The organism is Pseudomonas sp. 10B238 (genome assembly GCF_000970615.1).
Taxonomy (GTDB): domain Bacteria; phylum Pseudomonadota; class Gammaproteobacteria; order Pseudomonadales; family Pseudomonadaceae; genus Stutzerimonas.
This window is the reverse complement of sequence record NZ_KQ033942.1, coordinates 58,271-79,877: the sequence shown is the minus strand read 5'-3', so window position 1 is coordinate 79,877 and position 21,607 is coordinate 58,271. Positions and strand designations below refer to the sequence as shown.

Sequence of the window (21,607 nt, the reverse complement as noted above, 5' to 3'; positions counted from 1 at the left end):
CGTGGTCGGCTTAAGCCTGCAGGCGTGGGGCTCTCCACAACTTTATGTGCCTGAAGCGTGTCTATCTGCGCATACTGAAACGGATGACTGGAACGACCTGCATGAATGAACCCAAGGCATTGCTCGTCCTTCATGGGAAGCAAGGGCTCAACGAAGACCTTAGGGCGGCCGTAACCGAATGGCGTCAGCTGGGTAACGAGCTCGCCGTCCGGGTGACGTGGGAGCCGGGGGACACCGAGCGCCTGGTCAAGGAAGCGCTGGCGGCGGGTTATCGGACCCTGGTGTCGGGCGGCGGTGACGGGACCTTACGGGAGATGGCACAGGCTCTGATCGACAGCGGTACTGACGCGAGTTTGGCGGTGTTGCCGCTGGGCACCGCTAATGACTTCGCCCATGCGGCAGAGATACCGCTGGAACCCTTTGATGCGCTCACCCTGCTCAATCGCGAACCTGTTTGGGTCGACGTCGGTGAAATGAACGGCGAGCTTTTCATGAACATGGCGACGGGTGGTTTCGGCTCCAAGGTGACAGCCACCACCTCGTCAGAGCTGAAACGGGTTCTGGGCGGGAGTGCCTATCTGTTGACCGGCCTGTCGCGCTTCAGTGAGTTGCGGGCTACTTGGGGGCGCTTCGTGGCGCCCGGTTTTACCTGGGAGGGGGAATTTCTAGCGCTGGGCATTGGCAACGGTCGCCAGTCGGGTGGCGGCCAGCAGCTCTGCCCTCAGGCCTCGATCGTCGACGGGTTGCTCGATATCTGTATCGTCCCTGCGCCGGCTGATGCGGTCGGGACGCTCGGTACCTTGCTGAGTGGCGGATTGCTGGGCATCGATACGGTCTCGGTAAATGCCCGTGCGCCATGGTTCGAGGTGGAGGCGCCCGAAGAAATCAGCATTAATCTTGACGGCGAACCGGTCGCCGCAAAGCAGATGCGTTTCTCCGTGAAACGCCGAGCGCTGCGGTTGCATCTGCCTGCAGACAGCCCGCTGCTGCGTGACGAGCCACTGATCAAGCACGATGATCCATCCGCCTGATCCTTTACGGTTTCAGATACGAGCGCAACGAGCGGGCAGGGCTGACAAAATCTATCGCCAGCGGATAAAGCATGGGCACTTGCGGCCGATAGCTCCTAAGTCCCTTATTCGCCAAAGGAGCCCGCAATGGCCGGCATTCTGGAGTCAGTCGATCAACGCACCCGTTTGGTGGGGCAGAATCGCCTGGAAATTCTCATGTTCCGTCTGTCCGGACGGCAGCAGTTCGCGATCAACGTGTTCAAGGTGCAGGAAGTCGTGCAGCTGCCGAAGATGACGCTGATGCCGCACCGGCACGGCTCGGTATGCGGCGTGGTCAACCTGCGCGGGCAGACGCTGCCGGTCATCGACCTGTCGCGTGCCATTGGTTTGCGACCTTTGGTTCCAGATGAGCGCAGCACCATCATCGTGACTGAATACAATCGTTCGATTCAGGCGTTTCTGGTCGGCGGCGTAGACCGCATCCTCAACCTGAACTGGGAGGAAGTGTTGCCGCCGCCGACCACCGCGGGACGGCAGCACTACCTCACAGCGATCACCAAGGTCGAGGACAGGCTGGTCGAAGTCATTGACGTGGAAAAGGTCTTGGCTGAGATCGTGCCCTACAACACGAGCATCGCGCCGGAGCGCTTGACTGACCCGGTGCTCGAGCGCGCCCGGGGGCGTGAAGTGCTTTGCGTCGACGACTCGACCGTTGCCCTGGCGCAGCTGCGAGAAACCTTGAGCCAGCTGGGTATCACCGTGCATTCCGCCAGCGATGGCATGAAGGGCTTGAACAAACTGAAGGCCTGGGCAGATAGTGGGGAGGCGCTCACTGATCGTCTGCTCATGGTGTTCACCGATGCCGAAATGCCGGAGATGGACGGCTACCGGCTCACGACGGAGATCCGCAACGATCCGCGCCTGCGTGATCTCTACGTGGTGTTGCATACCTCCCTCTCCGGGAGCTTCAACCTGGCAATGGTGCAGAAAGTTGGCTGTGACAACTTCCTTTCCAAGTTTCAGCCGGAGAAACTGGTGGACGTCGTCCGCGAGCGTTTGTTGCTGGACGAAACTCGCTGACCTGACCAATCGCTCGAGGGCCCCGCATGCACCTTTCCTCGTTGTACCGTTTTCCACTCAAGTCCGGTTCGGCTGAGTTACTGGAACAAGAGCGATGCGACAAGCTGGGTGTGTATGGTGACCGGCGCTGGATGGTGGTCGACGCCGCAAGCGGAAAATTCCTGACCCAGCGAATGCTGCCCGGCATGGCGTTGCTGAACGCTCGTTGGCAAGGTGACGCCGAGCTACTGTTGACGGCGCCGGGGATGGATGCGTTGGCTGTTGCGGTTCCGGAGGAGGGTGGCGTTGAGCGTGGCGTGCTGATCTGGCGCGAAAGTCTACAGGCGCCCGATGCTGGCGACGCTGCGGCTGAGTGGCTGACACGCCTGCTTGGTCGTCCTTGTCGACTGGTGCATCTGCCCGCGTCTCGGGGCATCCAGGTCGATCAGGATTATGCCCGGCCAGGCGAACGCACGGCATTCAGCGATGGATTTCCGTTTCTGTTGATCGGCCAGCGATCACTCGATGATCTTTCGGCCCGGGTTGGGCAAATACTCGATGTGCGCCGGTTTCGGCCCAATCTGGTGATCGCCGGGGCGGCGCCCTACGCCGAGGATCGCTGGCGGCGCATTCGCATCGGTGATCTGGCGTTCCGCGTGGTCAAGCCCTGTTCACGTTGCATCATCCCGACCATCGATCCGCTGAGCGGTGAGCGGAGCCCCGTCCGCGAGCCACTGGCTACGCTGATGAACTACCGGAAGGGCGATGGCGGCGTATTCTTTGGTCAGAATCTCATCGCCGAAGGCACTGGCCAGTTGCAGATTGGCATGCCTGTTGAAGTGCTCGAGTAACCTCGGCTGGGGCAAGCCACCGCATCTGGAACGGCGCCACAACTAAGCCTTTCCGCGCCTGCTGCGGCGCCAGACATACGCCGCAGCTCATCCAATCTTTACGCCTTATCGCTGATTATCGAAGTAGCGCTCGTGCCATTCCACCAGTGGTTGTGGCGAGTTGAGCTTTTGCCCGTAGATGACCGAATAGGTCAGTACGTTCTGCACGTACTGGCGGGTTTCATCGAACGGGATATTCTCGACCCACACGTCAAACGGAAGGTGGTCTGCATTCTTCAGCCATTGGCGAACCCGCCCGGGTCCGGCGTTGTAAGCCGCCGAAGCTAGCACTCGGTTACCGTTGAACTGACCGTAAATCTGGCTGAGATAGGCGGCGCCTAGCTGAATGTTGATGTTGGGGTTGAGCACTTGCTGGGGCGACGACAACGGAATGCCAAAGCGCTTGGCCGTTTCTTTCGCCGTAGCTGGCATCAACTGCATCAGGCCTGTGGCGCCCACATGGGAGCGGGCGTCGGCCATGAATGCGCTTTCCTGGCGAGTGATCGCAAACACCCAACTCGGGTGGATTTCACGCGCTTTCGCGGCGTTCACCAGGCTGCTGCGATGGGCCATGGGGAAGCGGATGTCCAGGTCGTCCCAATACTTCGCCTGGCTAATGGTGCGAATTGCAGGGAAGTACCATTCCATTTCATAGGCCAGTCGCGCCTGTGCAACCAGCTCGTCGCGGCTGAACAACCTGCTGACGTGATACCACTCGCGGCGCCCATCAACGATTTGCCCGCGAGCATGGAATTCCATGGCGCGGCGAATCCCAGCGGTATTGCGGACCTTCTGGACCAGCTTTGGGTCAAGCGCGAGGGGCTGATGGTTGAGCTTGTAGGGCGCCTGGATGCGGTCAGCCGAAAGGAAACCGTAAAAATCCCGTTCGCCAGCGACCGGTTGGTAGAGCTGGGCGGCTCGCTCATCTTTGGGCTTCGCCAGTTCCAGGCTGCGCGCTTTCCAGTACCGCCAGCGATTGCTGTTGGCGAGCTCTTCGGGGAATCGCTGAGTCAGCGCATAGACGTCATCCCAGCGGCCCAGGCGGAGCAACAGGCGAGCCCGCCATTCACTGACCGTGTCATCACGCAGCTCTGGGTCGTATTCAGCCATGACTTTGAGTGCGCGGGGGTCGAAACGCTTGGCCAGGGTGAGGCCGATCTGACGTGCGATGGAAACCTTTTCCTCCGCCGAAAAGGACATCCGCCTGGCGTAGCTGTCGAGCAGACCAAGGGCTTGCTCCGGGTTTACTCTGGCCAACCGGCGTAAGCCGATCGAGACGACATCACCCATGGTCTCGGTGGCTGGCGAGAAGCGTTCAGGCTGGCTGAGCAACTGTGGCTTCTGGGCGACATCGAGCAGAAGCTCGCCCTGTGCTTTCAGCGTCGGCAGGCTTTTGACCAAGAACTTGGCCAGGCCATAGTTGCCGATCTCGACTGCCAGCTTGGCCCGTTTCCAGCGCAGAGCCTCGGTAAGCTGCCCCTCGTCTTCCCACCGTTCGAACAGAGCATCGCAAGCGTTGTGCTGGGACTTGCCCACCAGCCAGAGCTTTTCGGCTGTGGCATAGCCCTGTTCCTTCTGACCGCTGATGAGCTGGTATTGCCCATACAGGCAATCAAGTTCGGTGAAGTTCATCTTTGGGTCGTAGTGAGCGACGAAGGGGCGCCAGTCGCCGCGCGCCGCCAGCAGCCGAAGCCAGCGCAGCTTCATCCAGCTCGCCTGTGGCAAATCACCATGCTCGGCGAGAAATTTCTCCACTTCGTCATTGCTGGCAGTTTTCAACCGTGCGGTCAGATCGTCGTATGCCAGATAGGGCTCGAGCGGATAGTCACGTAGGGCGCTGGCATGGCGCCGGTATGGCCCGCTATCGCCCTTGGCCAAGGCCCGCTTGGCTTCGTCGTACAACTGACGCTGCTGCTGCAAACTCGCAGCTTGGGTGGTTTCAACGGTGACGACGGAGAGAAACAGAGACAAACAGATACTGGAGAGTCGACCGCGCATGAGACTTCCGAAAACGGGGGGAGGTACGGGAATTTCTGTGGCTAGCTTAGCTTGGCCGCTCAAGCAGTTAAACGAGGATTAAGCGCTTGAAAGGCTCAAAGCGAAACTTCCGACGAGCGTCATGTCCGTGCCGGGTTAGGGCTGTCCTGGTCCGCTCGGGCAGAAGCTGACGCGCTGGCGGAAATTTACCGTCAAACAGGCCGCCAGGCGTCCGCTGCAGCCCGGCGGGGCGATGCCTTCTGTTAGAATGCGCGCCCTGTTTTCCGGAGATAGTCATGACCCTGCTCAAGTTGACCGATGTGTCCCTCGCCTATGGCAACAATCCATTGCTCGATGGAGTGTCCTGGCAGATTGCGCGGGGTGAGCGGGTTTGTATTATCGGGCGCAACGGCACCGGCAAATCCAGCATGCTCAGCTTGGTCAAGGGCAGCCAGCTACCAGATGACGGCGAAATCTGGCGGGCGCCAGGGTTGAAGATCGGCGAGTTGCCACAGGAATTGCCGATTGCCGATGAGCGTACCGTCTTCGACGTAGTCGCCGAGGGGCTGGCCGGGGTGGGGCAGTTGCTTGCCGAATATCATCATCTGAGCCAGAACATCCAGAACGAAGCCGATCTCGACAAGCTCATGCATGTCCAGCAGGCGCTCGAAGCCAAGGATGGATGGCGCCTGCAGCAATTGGTGGACAGCACCTTGAGCCGCTTGCAGTTGCCGGCCGATAAAACCCTGGCCGAATTGTCTGGTGGCTGGCGACGGCGCGTGCTGCTGGCCCAGGCGCTGGTGTCAGAGCCCGATCTGCTGTTGCTCGACGAGCCGACCAACCACCTGGACATCGGCGCTATCGCCTGGCTGGAAGAAGCGCTCACCGGGTTCAACGGTGCGGTGCTGTTCATCACTCACGACCGCGCGTTCCTGCAGAACCTGGCAACCCGCATTCTTGAGCTTGATCGCGGCCATATGATCGACTGGAATGGCGACTACGCGAGCTTCCTGGTGCACAAGGAGCAGCAGCTGGCAGCCGAAGAGACGGCCAATGCGCTGTTCGACAAGAAGCTGGCTCAGGAAGAAGTGTGGATTCGCCAGGGCATCAAGGCGCGGCGTACCCGCAATGAAGGGCGCGTGCGAGCGCTGAAAGCCCTGCGTGCTGAACGTAGCGAACGACGCGAGCAGCAGGGTAAGGCCAACATTCAGATTGACGCCGCTGAAAAGTCTGGCAAGCAGGTCATCGTCGTCGAACATGCGAGCTTCGGACATCCGGGGGGCGAGTTGTTGATTCGCGACTTCTCGACGGTGTTGCAGCGTGGCGACCGTATCGGCTTGCTCGGCGCCAACGGTACCGGCAAGACCACGTTGCTCAAGCTTCTACTTGGGGATTTGCAACCAACCAGCGGCACGGTAGAACCCGGCACCAAGCTGGAAGTGGCATATTTCGACCAACTGCGTCACCAGCTGGAACTGGAAAAGACCGTCGTCGACAACGTTGCCGAGGGACGCGATTTCATCACCATCGACGGCCAGAACCGACATGTCCTGAGCTACCTCGGAGACTTCCTGTTCAGTCCCCAGCGCGCCCGTACGCCGGTTAAAGCACTCTCGGGCGGCGAGCGGGCACGGCTCTTGCTCGCCAAGCTATTCAGTAAACCCGCCAACCTGCTGGTCCTCGATGAGCCCACCAACGATCTCGATGTGGAAACCCTCGAGCTGTTGGAGGAAGTCCTGCTGAATTTCCAGGGTACGGTTCTGATGGTGAGCCACGACCGGGCATTTCTCGATAACGTAGTGACCAGCACGTTGGTATTCGAAGGCAATGGCGTGGTTCGTGAATACGTCGGTGGCTATCAGGATTGGCTGCGTCAAGGCGGCTCGGTAAAGTTGCTCGGCGTCGGTGAAGGTAAGGAGAGCAAAGAGGCGAAGGCTGAGGCGGCTCAGGCCAAGCCGGCTGCACAGCAAGCGCCTGCTGAGCCGGCCCCTGCGAAAAAAAAGCTCAGTTACAAGGTTCAGCGCGAGCTGGAAGCACTGCCGGGCAAGATTGACGCAGTGGAAAAGGGCATCGCTGCGCTGCAAGAGGAGATGGCACAGCCGGCGTTCTATCAGCAGAGTGCTGAGCGGACCGGCGAAACCATTGCCAAGCTCGAAGCGATGCAGCTTGAGCTCGATGCGCTGCTCGAGCGTTGGGCCGAGTTGGAGGGCTGAGCCGTCCCAACGGCGCGACCCCAGCCTGCAAGACCCGCACGTTCACCGATAGAGCGTGCGACTTACGAGTCTGCGTTGAGCGGGACTTCGTGAAGATAACGATATCTGCCAGCAGACGGAGCATAGATGGCAATCGAATACCGAATCACCCTCGATGACGAGCATGAGTTCTGCTATCGGATCGAGCCGGACCGTGTCTTTGATCACGAGACTGCGAAGCTGGCGCCGAGATGGACGCGCCTGGATCATCAGCAGTGCAACAATTGCCCGTTGAGTCGTAACGAGTTCAGCCATTGCCCGGCGGCGGTTGACCTGCATCGAGTCATCGAGGATTTCCAAGGTCTGCCCGCCATTCGTAAAGCGCAGGTGCATGTCCGTACCCCTGAGCGGGAGTACAACAAGCTGGTCGGGCTGGAAGAAGGATTGCGCGCGCTTCTGGGTGTGATCATGGCCACCAGTGCATGTCCGATACTTGGCCGGCTCAAGCCGATGGCCCATCAGCATTTGCCGTTCGCGAGCAATCAGGAGTTTGTACTTCGGGCGGTATCGCTGTACCTGGCGAGACAGTATTTCAACCTGCGCGAAGGACGGCACGCCGATTGGGAGTTGCGGGGATTGGTGAGGTCGTTCCAGCAGTTGCAGCTGGTTAATCAGGCGTTCTGGCAGCGCATCCACGATACCTGCCACGAGGACTCGAACCTAAAGGCCTTCCTGACCTTCTTCTCCATGGCATCGAGCCTGACCTACTCGTTGGAGACGCAGCTGCAAAAGATTCGGCCGCTTGTGATGAGCGCCGGGGACGGTGTTGAAACGGCCTGAACCAGCTGGCTCAGGCCGGGCGACGGATCACTCAGGTTTTTTCAGGCGTACGGCGAGCACATCGCAGGGCGCACCATGCAGGATGTCATTGGACGTGGAGCCGAGCAGCAAAGCGAGGCCGTGGCGGCCATGGCTGCCCACCACTACCAGATCACAACCTTGCTCCTTAGCCAGTCGGTGAACTTCCTGACGAGGCTGACCGTAGGCCAGGTGGCGTTGTTCCGCGGTTAGCCCCGGATAACGATCGGCGAACCCGGCCAAGCGCTCACGGGCCTGGTCGAACTGCTGTTGTTGCAGCATTGAAAGATCCATTGGCACGTCCCCACCGAAGGCCATCGCCATGGGTTCGATGACATGGACCAACGCCAGTTTCGCACCGCTGGCGGTCGCCAGCGCCTGAGCGCGCGCGACCACTGGATGGCAATCGTCGTTCAGGTCGGTGGCGACCAGAATATGCTGGTAGATCATGATGAATCTCCTGAAATGTCGGTTGCTACAAGTATGGCTTCTAGGCACGCGATATGGGCTGCAACGCGTTTTTTTTCAGGGTTTATACGGCGTTGGATGCGCAATGGCCAGCTGCATTGCATCAGTTGGCTAGCCGTGCCGTCGCTCACGACTGTTATCATGCCCGGCGTTAATGCCGGGGCTTCCTCCGGCCTGTACAGAGATCGCCATGTTCCTACCCGCCAATGAATATTTGCTTGCCTGGTCTGCCTACGGTATCGCTGCGCTGGGCTGCTTGCTGGTCTGGTTGCGCATCACCCGTCCCCTGTGGCGCTGGCTGCGCGAACCGTTGCGGCTGATCATGGCCGTATTGCTGCTGACGCCGACCATCGTCGATCCCGCCAAGGATCTGTTCGCCCCGGCGGTCGCCATCACAACTCTGGATCTGCTGTTCAAGGTCGGCAGTAATGCCTGGCGTGCCGTGGCTGACCTCGCGCTCTACGGCTTGATTGCATTCGCCATCTATGCGGTTTTTGTGCTTATACGTTGGCTGCTCGAGCGGCGGGCGAAACAGCACCCGAGCGAATCGCGCCATGAAGACCCTCGTACCCTGCGCGAACGACTCGAGGATGACGACGAAGAGGACTACCGTCCGATGAACCGCTACGAGGCGCGGACCGAACCCAGACTCTGACACTGAACCTTTCTCGCCCAAGGCGCAGCAGAACCTATCGGGAGATAGCGCATGTGTGAACTGCTCGGCATGAGCGCCAATGTACCCACCGACATCCACTTCAGCTTTACCGGGCTGATGCAACGCGGCGGCCGCACTGGACCACACAAGGACGGCTGGGGTATTGCGTTCTACGAAGGTCGCGGTCTGCGACTGTTCCAAGATCCGGTGGCCAGCTGCGAGTCGGAAGTGGCGAAGATGGTTCAGCATTACCTGATTAAGAGTCATGTGGTGATCGGCCATATCCGTCACGCCAACGTCGGCAAAGTCGCGCTGGTCAATACGCATCCTTTCGTCCGGGAGCTGTGGGGGCAGCATTGGTGTTTTGCCCACAATGGCCAACTAGCGGATTTCAGCCCGGCGCGCGGCTTCTATCAGCCGGTAGGGGATACGGACAGCGAAGCGGCATTCTGCGATCTGCTCAATCTGATACGCGGCGACTTTCCCGAGCGGGTCGCTGCGGAGGATCTGGTCCCGCATCTGCTCGATGCCTGTGCCAGTTACCGTACCAAAGGCGTATTCAACTGCTTGCTCAGCAACGGTGAATGGCTGTTCAGTTTCTGCTCAACCAAACTGGCGCAGATCACCCGTCGCGCCCCTTTCGGCCCGGCGCAACTGAAAGATGCCGAACTGACGGTAGACTTCAACGCGGAGACGACGCCAAACGACGTCGTAACGGTGCTGGCAACCGAGCCATTAACCGACAACGAGCAGTGGGATATTCATCAATCGGGCGAATGGACGCTTTGGCGGTTGGGCGAGTGTGTTGCGCGCGGGCAGGTGCAATGATGTTGAGAAGCTATCTGCGGCTGACCTTGTTTGCCCTTGGGTTGCTCATCGGTATTCAGGTGCCGGGCTTCATCGATGCGTACAGTGATCACGTCGAGGCGCGTCGGCTAGAGGCGCAGCTGGGTCTGGCTGGGTTCCAGGAAACAGCCGGGCTATTTTTCAAAGGTGATCTGAACGCCTTGGTCGAGCATTACCGAGCCAGCGAAGATGCGGTGTTTCAGAGCGATGCGCGCAGCGTTTCGGCATTGGTCGAGCGCGCACGTTTGCTTGATCGTGAATGGCGGATCATGGAAGGGCCCTGGTACGCACAGGCCTGGCACGTGTTGGTCGGGGCAAACAGTGAGATAAGACGCCAGGTATGGAATAGCTACCGCTTTCAGGTACTGTTGGCGCCCGAGGCCATCGCCTGGGGCCTAAGCTGCGCGCTGTTGCTTGCATGGATCATTGAAAGCCTCTTCGTCTTGCTTCGCCAGGCTCTGTTTCCACAGCGTTATCGACGCCGCCGTCGTACGGCTAGCCCGCTTCCGTCGAAGCGATAGTCCGGACGCCTTGGGGATGTGCTACTCGCGCGGTGACGCGGTAAGCCCATTCCCCCAAACCTAACTGAAGGATAGGCAAGCAGAATGTCGACGGGATTACCCATCTGAGCGAAGAGGCCCCAATGATCAGTAAGGCAGCTTGAATAGGCTCTCCATCGGATAAACCTGACACCTGCTGAAGAATGCCTAAGACAGCAGTCCAGATCACCAGCATCTGGACCAGTATCCAACTACCGAAGGCAGCATTTGCCAGCCTCAACCCTGGTCGGTGGGTCGGCTTGGCCGTTGCGGCTAGCCACCAAATCAGTAGCAGAGCCGAAGCGGCTAGATTCACGATGATGATGGTCTGCTTATAGCCCAACGCAAAGCGGGCTATCGCTGGCGCATTGGCACCGACGCTATGTATGGCACGCTCACCTGATAAGCCAAAGGCTGCTTGTAGCGCACCGGCCATGGTGATTGCCGTCACGGCTGTGACGGCCCAAAGGGCCAATCGTGTTTTCATCGGTGCGTCCCTGCAGCTGAAGGTCGATAGCGACCTATTTCGACAAAAACTTCATGCCTTCTTCCAGTCCGCTCAAGGTTAGTGGATACATGCGGTCCTCCAGCAAGTCGCGGACGATGCCGGTGGAAGAGGTGTAGCCCCAGGTATCCTTCGGGTAAGGGTTGATCCAGATGAGCTTCTTGTATTTTTCCATGAAGCGCTGCATCCAGACGTAGCCGGCTTCTTCGTTCCAGTGCTCTACGCTGCCGCCAGGCTGGGTGATTTCGTAGGGCGCCATGGCCGCGTCGCCAACGAAGACCACCTTATAGTCAGCGCGGTACTTATGCAGCAGGTCCAGGGTCGAGGTGCGTTCGGAAGTCCGGCGGAAATTATTTTTCCAGACCGACTCATAGATGAAGTTGTGAAAGTAGAAGTACTCGAGGTGCTTGAACTCCGTCTTGCAGGCGGAGAACAACTCTTCGCAGACCTTGACGTGCGCATCCATCGAACCGCCAATGTCGAACAGGATCAGCAGCTTCACCGCATTGCGACGCTCGGGGCGCATCTGGATATTCAGCAGGCCGCCGTCTTTAGCGGTGTGGTCGATGGTGCCGTCCAGGTCCAATTCGTCTTGCGCACCCTGGCGGGCGAACTTGCGCAAGCGGCGTAGCGCGACCTTGATGTTGCGCGTCCCCAGCTCGACCTGATCGTCGAGGTTCTTGTATTCGCGCTGATCCCATACCTTCACTGCCTTGCCTTGACGCTTGCCTGCGTCACCGATGCGGATGCCCTCGGGGTTGTAGCCGCCGGAGCCAAAAGGACTGGTACCGCCCGTGCCGATCCACTTGTTGCCGCCGGCATGTTTGCCTTTCTGCTCCTCGAGACGTTTCTTGAACTCCTCAATCAGCTTGTCCAAGCCGCCTAAAGACTCGATCTTGGCGCGCTCTTCATCGCTCAAGGAACGCTCGAACTCCTTGCGCAGCCACTCCTCAGGAATCAAGGCCTCGATATGCTGATCCAGATTTTCCAGGCCTTTGAAATAGGCGCCGAAGGCACGATCGAATTTGTCGAAGTGCCGCTCGTCCTTCACCAGAATCGCCCGGGACAAATAATAGAACTCATCCATATCGGCGAATACGACGTTGTATTTCAACGCATTGATCAGATCGAGCAGCTCGCGCACCGACACCGGAACCTTGGCGGCGCGCATCTCATTGAACAGGCCGAGCAACATGGCAGAACCTCAGGCGTGCCGTCATCGCGGCACCTTGTATTAATGGTCAGCGGTCTTCGTCGTGCGTCGGGAGTCCGTCGCGGATCTCGTACCAGTCCGCCTTCGAGCCCACAAAAATGTGCTCCTGGGGCGGGGCGGGCAACGGCGAGTCGAGCGTGCCGGCAGCAACGCCGAGCTCATGCTCGCGGTTGTCGACGAATTGCAGGTTGGAGCCGCAGCGAATGCAGAACGTCCGAGTTACATGATCGGACGAGTGATAGACACCCAACTGATCCTTGCCGGAGAGAAAGTGAAACGCATCCAGCGGCACGCCCGCATAAGTGGCAAAAGCCGCACCGTGGGCTTTGCGACACATCTTGCAGTGACAATGGGTCAGCTCATTGATCGGAGCATCGATGCGATAACGAACGACGCCACAGAGGCAACTACCGGTTAGCGTTTGCATGGATCTTTCTCCAGTAAGTGAGGCGTCCGGCTCCTGTGAGCCGCCGCCGGTCAGCGACTGGCGCGACGACTCATGAACGCCAGACGTTCAAGCAATTGCACGTCCTGCGCGTTTTTCACTAGGGCGCCGGCCAACGGAGGGATCGCCTTGGTCGGGTCGCGCTCGCGCAGGACAGCTTCGCCGATGTTGTCGGCCATCAACAGTTTCAGCCAGTCGACCAGCTCGCTGGTGGACGGCTTCTTCTTCAGGCCTGGCACCTTACGTACATCAAAGAACACATCGAGCGCTTCGGCCACCAGATCCTTCTTGATATTGGGGTAGTGCACGTCAACGATCCGCTGCAGCGTGTCGCGATCAGGGAAGGCGATGTAGTGGAAGAAACAGCGGCGCAGAAAGGCGTCGGGCAGTTCCTTCTCGTTGTTCGAGGTAATGATGATGATCGGCCGCTGCTTGGCCTTGATGGTTTCGTTGGTCTCGTAAACGTAGAACTCCATCTTGTCGAGTTCTTGCAGCAGATCGTTGGGGAACTCGATATCGGCCTTGTCGATCTCGTCGATCAGCAGGATGACGCGCTGCTCGGACTCAAACGCCTCCCACAGCTTGCCCTTCTTGATGTAGTTGCGTACGTCGTGGACACGGTCGGAGTCCAGCTGCGAGTCACGCAGTCGGCTGACGGCATCGTACTCGTAAAGCCCCTGATGGGCTTTGGTGGTGGATTTGATATGCCAGGTGATCAGCTGCGCGCCAAATGATTCAGCCAGTTGCTCGGCCAGCATGGTTTTACCGGTGCCCGGCTCGCCTTTCACCAGAAGCGGACGCTCCAGGGTGATGGCCGCATTAACGGCAAGTTTGAGATCGTCTGTGGCGACGTAGGACTGGGTGCCTTCGAACTTCATCGGAGTTTCCTTGGATCGGGCCTGGCACGCAGGCACTTCATGTTGATTTAGACGACCGACTATAAGTGATGGGCGCGCGAGTGTGAACGTGAGCGGATCATTCAGTCACTGAATGGGCGGCCGTTCCGTCGGTGTTCGCGCTTACTCCTCATCTTCACCCAGCGAACGCTCGAAACGCGCCGAGAAGGCCTCTACGAAGGCGTTACGCAGAATTGCGATGAATGCCTGGAAAGGGCTTACGTCGGTGTTCTTGGTACTGCCGTCCAGCTCTACGCGCGTGGCGAATTGCTCCTTGCGCTGGTTCTGTAGCACTTCCTCACCACCGCCAACAACCGCTTCCCAGATCCCGCGAAAGAAACCTTTGTCTTCGTTCTTAACGTCTTGCTCGAAGTTGAATACTTCGACGTTACGCAGCAGCGGCTTGATATAGCCATCCAGCTGAGCGTCGGTGGCCTCGGCTTCAATCACAAGATCGCCAGTGCCGCCTGCGAAATCAAAGCTTCCGTAGGCGTTGCTGAAGTCATTCAGTTTGGTCAGATCGACGTCTGTAACACGCAGGCTGAACTGGAAGTCTTCCCAGTCTGTATAGGGATCGAACTGTGCGCTGGCTTCCATCGGTGCCTGATTGAATAACTGTGCTGTGCCCTCGAATCGCGCGACGCGCCCTTGCTTCTGATCCGCTGTATTGGTCAGGTTGAAGAGGCTGGCGTCGATCGCGCTGGCATAGACATGAACGGGCGGGTCTGCCTGGAAGTTGCGAAACGAGACTTGCCCGTCGACGACTTTCAGTTCATTGAGCGTAAACGGCATCAAACCATTGAGACGATCACGCCAATCGACCCCATCGCCCGTTTGCGAGCTTTCCTTTTCCTCACCGTCGACGAAGTTCAGGTGAGGCTGTTCCAAAATGATCTCACCAACCAGCGCTTGATCTTTCCACAGCGCCCGCCAACTAAGACCGATATCGACAGCGTTTGCGGTAAACAGCGGCGCCTGGACTTGCTGGTTTTTTTTGTCAATCACCAGACCATCGAGCCGATAGGCGCCCCGCCACCAGGCGAGGTCGACGTCTTCGATGTGGCCTCGGTAGTCTCCCAAATCCGCAAGTTTGCCGTTCAGGTAGTTAAGTACTACGTAGGGCAGTGCCAGATGAATAACCAATAGCAGTAGTGCAAGTGACAACAAGACCCACAGCGGGCGGCGATAACGTGTCTTCATTGGAGGCCTGATCGAGCGGAAACATGGGCGGCTCTGCTTCTGGATGGACCCTTGTCGCCAACTATGAGTTCGGCTGGACGAGTCGAGAGACTGCGCTTAGGCTGATCAGTCTTGGTTTTTTCATCGCAGGGATACCGTCATGAGCCGCATCTTCGCTGACAACGCGCAAACCATCGGCAACACGCCACTGGTAATGATCAACCGTCTGGGGCCTAAGGGCGTCAGCATCATGGCCAAGATCGAGGGTCGAAACCCGGCTTATTCAGTCAAGTGCCGGATTGGCGCGGCGATGATCTGGGATGCCGAAGAAAAGGGACGCCTGAAGCCAGGTATGACGCTGGTTGAGCCGACCTCTGGGAACACGGGCATTGGCTTGGCCTTCGTTGCTGCGGCGCGTGGCTACAAGCTGATGCTGACCATGCCGGCCTCAATGAGTCTGGAGCGTCGCAAGGTATTGAAGGCGCTCGGCGCTGAGCTTGTGCTCACTGAGCCGGCAAAAGGCATGAAAGGTGCGATCGAGAAAGCCGCCGAGATTGCAGAATCCGATCCTGACAACTATTTCATGCCGCAACAGTTCGAAAATCCGTCTAACCCTGCCATTCACGAAAAAACCACCGGGCCGGAAATCTGGAACGACACCGAAGGCAGTATCGACGTACTGGTGGCGGGCGTGGGAACGGGTGGCACCATCACTGGCGTGTCGCGCTATATCAAGAACACCAAGGGCAAGCAGATCCTGAGCGTTGCGGTGGAGCCGGTCAGCTCCCCTGTAATCAGCCAGACCCTGGCGGGCGAAGAAGTCAAACCGAGTCCGCACAAGATTCAGGGGATCGGTGCAGGCTTTGTGCCGAAGAATCTGGATTTGTCGATCGTCGATCAGGTCGAACGTGTCGATGATGAGGAGTCAAAGGCCATGGCGCTGCGCCTGATGCGCGAAGAAGGCATCCTCTGTGGTATCTCCTGCGGTGCTGCGATGGCGGCGGCGGTTCGTCTGGCCGAAAAGCCGGAAATGCAGGGCAAGAACATCGTGGTGATCCTGCCCGACTCAGGTGAGCGTTACCTGTCGTCCATGCTGTTCTCCGATATGTTCGGCGAGCAAGAGCTGCAGCAGTAATCAACGCTGCGCCGGGATGTGTTGCAGCCTGGCGCAGCCACTACCAGAGGCCAGGCGCGCGGCGCCAAACCCGCCTAGCCGCGTTGGGGGTGGGGCGCAGCTTCAACTTCAGATGGTGCCTGTTTCAGCACGAGCCAGAGCGCCACGGCGATCAGCGCACCACCGTAGGCGTAGGCCCAGTCCAGCGGTTCGCCCAGAAACAGAGCTCCCCATAGCACCCCAAACGGCGGAATGATGAACGTCACCGTCAGCGTTCGAACCGGACCGATATCGGCAAGTAGGCGGAAGTAGAGAATGTAGGCAAAGGCCGTGCAAACGATGCCGAGGCCAGCAAGGCTTAGCCAGACGGTGCTGCCGCCCCAGGAAACAGGCGGTGCTGTCAGCAAAGAAATGGCGAACAGCGGCAGCAAACATAGTGCCGCTCCGACCTGGCTTCCAAAGGCGGCCAGTTCGCTGGTCAGACCGCCATGTTGGTTGATCCAGCGCCGGGTCAGGAAGCCGCCAAATCCATAGCACGCGGTTGCACCCAGGCAGGCGAGTGCGCCGATCAACAGTTGTAGGTCGAATGCGACAGGACCGGTGCGCGTCAGCAGCGCAACGCCGCTCAGGCCGAACAGCACGCCGAGCAGTTTTGCTGCGGTCAGTGCTTCGGCGAAGAATAATGCGCCGATGAGTACGCCCATCATCGGCGTGGTCGCATTGAAGATCGCCGAATAGCCAGTCGGTAGGAATTGCGCCGCCAAGGCATAGAGAGCGAACGGAATGCCTGAGTTGATCATGCCCAGAATCAGGCACAGCTTAAGTTTGCCGCGAAAATCCCAGCGGGTCCGCATGAGCGCCAGAATCGCCAGCAGGCCAATGCAAGCGAACAGCACACGGAAGAAAGCGGTGGGGAAAGTGCCAAGCTCCGGCGCGATGATTCGCATGAAGAGAAAGCTAGCACCCCAGATAGCGGCAAGACTGAGCAGACGCAACAGGTCGAGAAGTCGCATAGCAGAGCTCCGGCGGTCGAGTCGTCAGTGTTGGTGAGGCGGGCTCGCCTGACAACTCTAAACTCGCTTTCAAAACGCCCGTTGAGCTGACTCGCTTTCATTGAGAAGTTGCTGTGGATAAGCTCGACGCTTTCATGCAGCGGGATAAATGATATGGCGCAGCATTCGCCGAACCTCGAGATCGCCCAGCAGATCCTTCTGGGCTTCGATGACTACCGCGAACATTTCAGGTTGATCACTGAGGGCGCCCGGGCACGCTTTGAGCAAGCCCGGTGGCAAGATGCCCAGCGTGCATCGGCAGCGCGTATCAACTTGTACGAAGAAAAAGTCAGCGAGACAGCGGCAGCCTTGCGTTCTGCTGTGGAACCAGGGGTTCTGCTCGACGTGGACCGTTGGCCACAGGTCAAGGATGAATACATTGGACTGATCAATCCGCGCTTTGACGATGAGCTTTCGGAAACTTGGTACAACTCGATCTTCTGTACCTTGTTCAGCCATGACTGCATCAATGACAGCACCATGTTCATCCACACCACACGGCCGGCTAACCGCGCCCAGCGAATGGCGCAGACGCGGCGCTACCAACCCAGCGGCGATCTGCACGGTGTGCTCGAACAGATTCTCAGCGATTTTGCGTTCGACGTGCCGTACGCTGATCGGGAAGGAGATTTGCAGCGGCTCGAGACTCAGCTGCAGGTGTCCTTACCCGATTGGGTCTGCAAGGATCCGGAACTCGTCGTCGAGCTCTTCACCTCGGTGCTGTATCGCAACAAAGGCGCCTATCTTGTGGGGCGCATCTTCACCTGCGACGAGCAATGGCCGCTGGTGATCCCGCTGTTGCACCGGGAAGGCGATGGATTGGTTGCCGATGCCCTGATTACCGATGAGGCGGAAGTTTCGATCATCTTCTCCTTCACCCGCTCGTACTTCATGGTGGAAGTTTCTATCCCGGCGGAGTTCATCGGCTTTCTCAAGCGGATCATGCCCGGCAAGCACATCGCCGAACTCTATACCTCGATCGGCTTCTACAAACACGGTAAATCGGAGTTCTACCGGGCGCTGATTAACCATCTGGCTAGCACTGACGACCGCTTCATCATGGCGCCCGGCGTGCGCGGGATGGTGATGAGCGTATTCACGCTGCCTGGCTTCAATACCGTGTTCAAGATCATCAAGGATCGCTTTTCCCATACCAAGAACGTTAACCGTGCGACGGTGGTGGAAAAGTACCGCTTGGTGAAAAGTGTCGACCGCGTAGGGCGCATGGCGGACACGCAGGAGTTCGCCGATTTCCGCTTTCCAAAAGCTAAATTCGAACCAGAGTGCCTCGCTGAACTGCTTGAGGTCGCACCCTCTACGGTCGAGGTCCAAGGCGATACGGTACTGGTGCGTCACTGCTGGACCGAGCGGCGAATGACCCCGTTGAACCTGTACGTGGAAAACGCAAGCGAACAGCAGGTCCATGAAGCGCTGGAAGACTACGGGCTGGCTATCAAACAACTGGCGGCTGCCAACATCTTCCCCGGAGACATGCTGCTGAAGAACTTCGGTGTAACCCGCCATGGCCGCGTCGTGTTCTACGATTACGACGAGATATGCTTTCTCACCGAGGTCAATTTCCGCTACATACCCGAGCCTCGATACCCCGAAGATGAAATGGCATCTGAGCCCTGGTATTCCGTAGGGCCCAACGATGTGTTCCCGGAGGAGTTTCCTCGCTTTCTGTTTGCCGATATCGGGCAGCGCCGGCTGTTCGCGAAGCTGCATGGAGAGCTCTACGACGCTAACTATTGGAAGGGCCTGCAGCAGGCAATCAGCGACGGCAAAGTGATTGATGTCTTTCCGTATCGTCGCAAGATGCAGACCGCCCAGTAGTCGCGCCAGGCGAACGCTTTCGGACAGCGCGGGTCGCTACTCATAAGAGCCGGACGAACGGCGCGTTGGCTGAATACTCTGCAACACCTCTCGCAGGCTATGTTGCGATTGTTGGGTTATGCTGATCTCGAAGTCCCAGGGCTCCACCAAAAACCCGTATCAAGCAGGAGGGGTTAGTCATGAAAGCATTGCTCAATAGTGTGTGCTGGAATCTGGCAGTGGCGCTTGGGTTTGTCGAACCGCCTCGTTTGCAGCCGATCCCGGTACGAGCGCAACGAGACAAAGCAGCGGCCCAGCGTCGCTGATCTCGGCGGGCCGGGCGCGGTAGCTCTAGCGCCCCGGCATTACCGGACCACCTTTTTCAACGGCGCGCTGATAAGCGGGTCGCTCTCTTATACGTTTCAAGAATGCCGTCAGGTTTGGCCGACTGGCGTCCAGGCCTGCGCGCGCCTGAGCGGCTTCTAGCGGAAAGCTCATCTGAATGTCCGCGACGGTGAAATCTTCGCCCGCGAACCACTGCGTCTTGGATAACTCGCTTTCCATGTAGTCCAGATGCAGCTTGAGCTGCGGGCCGATGAACGCTTGATTGGCGCCTTTGGCGATCGCTCGGGCCACGGGCCGGATGAAGAATGGCATCGGTCCGTTGGCGACGCGATCGAAGACCAGTCGTAGCAGCAGGGGCGGCATTGCCGAGCCCTCCGCGTAATGCATCCAATAACGAAAGCGAAGGTAGTCCGGCGTACCGACAGCGGGCGCCAGCCGGCCTTCGCCGTAGCGTTCGACCAGATACTCCAGAATGGCTGCGGACTCGGCGAGGGAGAGGTCGCCGTCAGTAATCACAGGGGATTTGCCCAGCGGGTGCACCTGCTTCAGCTCGGGCGGCGCCAGCATGGTTTTCGGGTCCCGGGCGTAACGCTTGATTTCGTAGGGTAGCTGCAGCTCCTCTAGCAGCCACAGCACACGTTGCGAGCGAGAGTTTTCCAGATGGTGGAGCGTGATCATTGGCGACTGCCTCCCAGTTTTCAGTGAGTGGGACCAGCATAGCCTGCCGTTGCGTGCGATATGGCAGACTTCGCCGACCACAGGAGAAGTCATGTCCCGTCCGCAATGCCAATACTGTCAGCGGCCTTCCAGCCACTGCTTGTGCCCGTTGATCCCCTCGCTGACTAGCGAGACGCAGGTACTCATCCTGCAGCACCCCAGCGAAACCGCGCATGCGCTCAACACGGCTCGATTGGCCGTCTTGGGGCTGCGCAGTGCAAAGTTGGTGGTGGGCGAAGTCGTCAGCGTTCCAGCCGATGAGCGTAACAACTATCTGCTATTTCCGGGGGACGATGCCATTCCGCTGGAAAGCCTGACTCAGGGTGAGAGACCGTTGCGACTGGTCGTCCCCGATGGCACCTGGCGAAAGGCGCGCAAAATGCTGCATCTCAATCCCGAGCTGGCGACCTTGCCTCGCGTTTCACTGCCCACGGGGCTTGTCTCCCGTTACCGCTTGCGGAAGGCGCCGGCGCCAGGTGCGCTTTCAACCCTCGAGGCAATTGTCACGGCGTTGAACATACTGGAGGGCGAAGGGCGGTTCGATAAATTGCTTCGTCCGTTTGAAGCCTTGATCGAGGCGCAGATAGATGCGATGGGCCAAGAAACCTACCAGCGTAATCATGGTCGTGAGGCCTGAGGTCTCTCAGCGGGCAGGGAGCGTTTTCATGCGAAGGATATAGAGGCTGACCAGCGTTGCGCTGGTCAGCATGCCGATACGCGCCCAGAACATCGGTACCAGCCAGCAGGAGACGCCGATGCTGATCCACATGGTCGTAATGGCGTAAACCTTGCCCTTGAGTGGAATGCCTTTACCTTCCAGGTAATCGCGGAACCAAGGACCTAGCCGGGGGTGTGTTACCAACCAGTCGTAGAAACGACGAGAGCTACGGACGAAGCAGGCAGCAGCAAGAAGAAGAAAAGGCGTGGTTGGCAGGACTGGCAGGAAGATTCCGATGATGCCGAGCGTGACGCTTAACCAGCCGATCACCAGCAGCACATAACGTGCTACTGGATTGCGATACGTTGGAATATCGCGGTGAGCCAAGAGGCTGTCCGGCGTCAGTGCTTGCGAGGTTTGAGAAGAGCGGGCTTCTCTTCAGGTGCATGACAGATCAGGTACAGCGCCGTAAGGATCTCTGGAATCTGCTCGACCATCTCCGCGACCAGGTTCTGATCTGTGGCGATATCGCTGAATTCGGGTTGCTCGTCGAAAAGACCTGATCCGACCATGATCGGCAAGAGCAGCTCGCTGACTTCCTCTTCGGAATCTTCGAACCACACCGACTCGCGCATGAACACGCCTTCCATGAAGCCGATGCACCAGCCGCGCAGGTCGGACTCGTCAGGCTCGTCACCCATGTCGAGTTCGCAGGGGAGCTCCATGTCTTCATCACTGGCCAGTTGCCGTGCAATGTGTGCCTTGAGCTGGATCAGCGTCGCCTCGATGGCTTCGCGCTCGGTGTCGTCCGCATATTTTGGCGGCTCGGCAAACAGCGCGTCGATCCATTCGCGTTCCGGCACTTGCTCCGAACAGATGCACAAGGCGGTGAGATAGCCATGGGCGGCGATGTAATCGAGGGCTTCTTCGTGCAGATCATCTGCATCCAGAAACACTTGCAGGCGGGCGAGTTGCTCGGCGAAGGACATCGATGGCTACCTTGGAGAGAAAACAGCGCTGATTCTAGACGAGCTGCAGGCCTCAGGCTACCGCGCGCTTTGACGCTGCGGCGGCTGCGGGCATTTCCTGCCACTGCGTCTTCGACTGATTGAAAATTTCGCCCGGAGTTCCGCCGTGCCGCCGTGGGTCACCCAACTATCGTAGGCGCAGTGTT

General features: G+C 58.8%; 23 protein-coding genes. 12 read left to right on the top strand and 11 right to left on the bottom strand.

Annotated elements, in window-relative coordinates; translation table 11 throughout:
- Positions 1-101 precede the first annotated feature (101 nt).
- The 3 genes from yegS (at position 102) to RT21_RS20605 (ending at position 2,920) form a co-directional block, all read left to right on the top strand.
- The gene (gene yegS / locus RT21_RS20615) at positions 102-1,031 is read left to right on the top strand and encodes a lipid kinase YegS (RefSeq protein ID WP_046164223.1); all 930 of its coding nucleotides are present in this window, start codon (positions 102-104) and stop codon (positions 1,029-1,031) included.
- A gap of 126 nt (positions 1,032-1,157) precedes the next feature.
- Complete coding sequence (locus RT21_RS20610; protein ID WP_045428124.1) at positions 1,158-2,090, top strand: chemotaxis protein CheV; 933 nt, start codon at positions 1,158-1,160, stop codon at positions 2,088-2,090.
- Between the two features lie 26 nt (positions 2,091-2,116).
- Entirely contained in the window at positions 2,117-2,920 is an 804-nt protein-coding gene (locus RT21_RS20605; RefSeq protein ID WP_046164222.1) for an MOSC domain-containing protein, read from the top strand.
- A 105-nt stretch (positions 2,921-3,025) separates the two neighbouring features.
- Here RT21_RS20605 and RT21_RS20600 read toward each other — a convergent pair whose 3' ends face one another.
- A complete protein-coding gene (locus RT21_RS20600; protein ID WP_046164221.1) occupies positions 3,026-4,957 on the bottom strand; it encodes a transglycosylase SLT domain-containing protein in 1,932 nt (643 codons plus the stop codon).
- Positions 4,958-5,232: 275 nt separating this feature from the next.
- Between RT21_RS20600 and RT21_RS20595 the strand changes: the two genes are divergently transcribed.
- Entirely contained in the window at positions 5,233-7,149 is a 1,917-nt protein-coding gene (locus RT21_RS20595; protein WP_046164220.1) for an ATP-binding cassette domain-containing protein, read from the top strand.
- 126 nt (positions 7,150-7,275) lie between these two features.
- A complete protein-coding gene (locus RT21_RS20590; RefSeq protein WP_045428112.1) occupies positions 7,276-7,968 on the top strand; it encodes a DUF6901 family protein in 693 nt (230 codons plus the stop codon).
- Positions 7,969-7,995: 27 nt separating this feature from the next.
- Here the strand turns inward: RT21_RS20590 and RT21_RS20585 are convergent, their stop codons facing one another.
- Complete coding sequence (locus tag RT21_RS20585) at positions 7,996-8,436, bottom strand: universal stress protein (RefSeq protein WP_019341630.1); 441 nt, start codon at positions 8,434-8,436, stop codon at positions 7,996-7,998.
- Between the two features lie 208 nt (positions 8,437-8,644).
- On the opposite strand from RT21_RS20585, the gene RT21_RS20580 reads away from it, so the two are divergent.
- From RT21_RS20580 to RT21_RS20570, 3 genes are read left to right on the top strand one after another with little or no spacing between them, the layout of a single operon-like run.
- Positions 8,645-9,109 (top strand): hypothetical protein, encoded by a 465-nt coding sequence (locus RT21_RS20580; RefSeq protein WP_046164219.1) that lies wholly within the window; start codon positions 8,645-8,647, stop codon positions 9,107-9,109.
- A gap of 51 nt (positions 9,110-9,160) precedes the next feature.
- Positions 9,161-9,937 (top strand): class II glutamine amidotransferase, encoded by a 777-nt coding sequence (locus RT21_RS20575; RefSeq protein ID WP_045428106.1) that lies wholly within the window; start codon positions 9,161-9,163, stop codon positions 9,935-9,937.
- The gene (locus RT21_RS20570; protein ID WP_046164218.1) at positions 9,937-10,476 is read left to right on the top strand and encodes a DUF2937 family protein; all 540 of its coding nucleotides are present in this window, start codon (positions 9,937-9,939) and stop codon (positions 10,474-10,476) included. The genes RT21_RS20575 and RT21_RS20570 overlap by 1 nt, the downstream gene beginning before the upstream one ends.
- Here the strand turns inward: RT21_RS20570 and RT21_RS20565 are convergent.
- The 5 genes from RT21_RS20565 to RT21_RS20545 all read right to left on the bottom strand — a co-directional run bounded on the left by RT21_RS20565 (position 10,451) and on the right by RT21_RS20545 (position 14,753).
- Complete coding sequence (locus RT21_RS20565) at positions 10,451-10,981, bottom strand: hypothetical protein (RefSeq protein WP_046164217.1); 531 nt, start codon at positions 10,979-10,981, stop codon at positions 10,451-10,453. The two genes, RT21_RS20570 and RT21_RS20565, sit on opposite strands and share 26 nt — an antisense overlap.
- 34 nt (positions 10,982-11,015) lie before the next feature.
- Positions 11,016-12,194 carry a vWA domain-containing protein gene (locus RT21_RS20560; protein ID WP_046164216.1) on the bottom strand — a complete coding sequence of 393 codons (1,179 nt, stop codon included), beginning with the start codon at positions 12,192-12,194 and terminating at the stop codon, positions 11,016-11,018.
- 46 nt (positions 12,195-12,240) lie between these two features.
- Positions 12,241-12,639 (bottom strand): GFA family protein, encoded by a 399-nt coding sequence (locus tag RT21_RS20555; RefSeq protein WP_046164215.1) that lies wholly within the window; start codon positions 12,637-12,639, stop codon positions 12,241-12,243.
- A gap of 50 nt (positions 12,640-12,689) precedes the next feature.
- The gene (locus RT21_RS20550) at positions 12,690-13,535 is read right to left on the bottom strand and encodes an AAA family ATPase (protein WP_046164214.1); all 846 of its coding nucleotides are present in this window, start codon (positions 13,533-13,535) and stop codon (positions 12,690-12,692) included.
- 141 nt (positions 13,536-13,676) lie between these two features.
- On the bottom strand, positions 13,677-14,753 hold the full coding sequence (locus RT21_RS20545) for an AsmA family protein (RefSeq protein ID WP_046164213.1): 1,077 nt from the start codon (positions 14,751-14,753) through the stop codon (positions 13,677-13,679).
- Positions 14,754-14,892: 139 nt separating this feature from the next.
- Here RT21_RS20545 and cysK point away from each other — a divergent pair, with 139 nt between their 5' ends.
- Complete coding sequence (gene cysK, locus RT21_RS20540) at positions 14,893-15,867, top strand: cysteine synthase A (RefSeq protein WP_046164212.1); 975 nt, start codon at positions 14,893-14,895, stop codon at positions 15,865-15,867.
- 74 nt (positions 15,868-15,941) lie between these two features.
- On the opposite strand, the gene RT21_RS20535 is transcribed toward cysK, so the two are convergent.
- Positions 15,942-16,859, bottom strand: a complete 918-nt coding sequence (locus RT21_RS20535; RefSeq protein ID WP_046164211.1) for a DMT family transporter — start codon at positions 16,857-16,859, stop codon at positions 15,942-15,944.
- A 153-nt stretch (positions 16,860-17,012) separates the two neighbouring features.
- On the opposite strand from RT21_RS20535, the gene aceK reads away from it, so the two are divergent.
- On the top strand, positions 17,013-18,734 hold the full coding sequence (gene aceK / locus RT21_RS20530; protein ID WP_046164210.1) for a bifunctional isocitrate dehydrogenase kinase/phosphatase: 1,722 nt from the start codon (positions 17,013-17,015) through the stop codon (positions 18,732-18,734).
- 179 nt (positions 18,735-18,913) lie between these two features.
- Positions 18,914-19,039 carry a PA1414 family protein gene (locus RT21_RS24220; RefSeq protein ID WP_256203908.1) on the top strand — a complete coding sequence of 42 codons (126 nt, stop codon included), beginning with the start codon at positions 18,914-18,916 and terminating at the stop codon, positions 19,037-19,039.
- Positions 19,040-19,064: 25 nt separating this feature from the next.
- Here RT21_RS24220 and RT21_RS20525 read toward each other — a convergent pair whose 3' ends face one another.
- Positions 19,065-19,736 carry a glutathione S-transferase family protein gene (locus tag RT21_RS20525; RefSeq protein WP_046164209.1) on the bottom strand — a complete coding sequence of 224 codons (672 nt, stop codon included), beginning with the start codon at positions 19,734-19,736 and terminating at the stop codon, positions 19,065-19,067.
- Between the two features lie 91 nt (positions 19,737-19,827).
- Here RT21_RS20525 and RT21_RS20520 point away from each other — a divergent pair, with 91 nt between their 5' ends.
- Positions 19,828-20,412: a tRNA-uridine aminocarboxypropyltransferase gene (locus RT21_RS20520; RefSeq protein WP_046164208.1), complete on the top strand. Its 585-nt coding sequence runs from the start codon at positions 19,828-19,830 to the stop codon at positions 20,410-20,412.
- A 6-nt stretch (positions 20,413-20,418) separates the two neighbouring features.
- On the opposite strand, the gene RT21_RS20515 is transcribed toward RT21_RS20520, so the two are convergent.
- Positions 20,419-20,820, bottom strand: a complete 402-nt coding sequence (locus tag RT21_RS20515; protein WP_046164207.1) for a YbaN family protein — start codon at positions 20,818-20,820, stop codon at positions 20,419-20,421.
- Between the two features lie 14 nt (positions 20,821-20,834).
- Positions 20,835-21,422: a UPF0149 family protein gene (locus RT21_RS20510; RefSeq protein WP_045428079.1), complete on the bottom strand. Its 588-nt coding sequence runs from the start codon at positions 21,420-21,422 to the stop codon at positions 20,835-20,837.
- Positions 21,423-21,607: the final 185 nt, after the last annotated feature.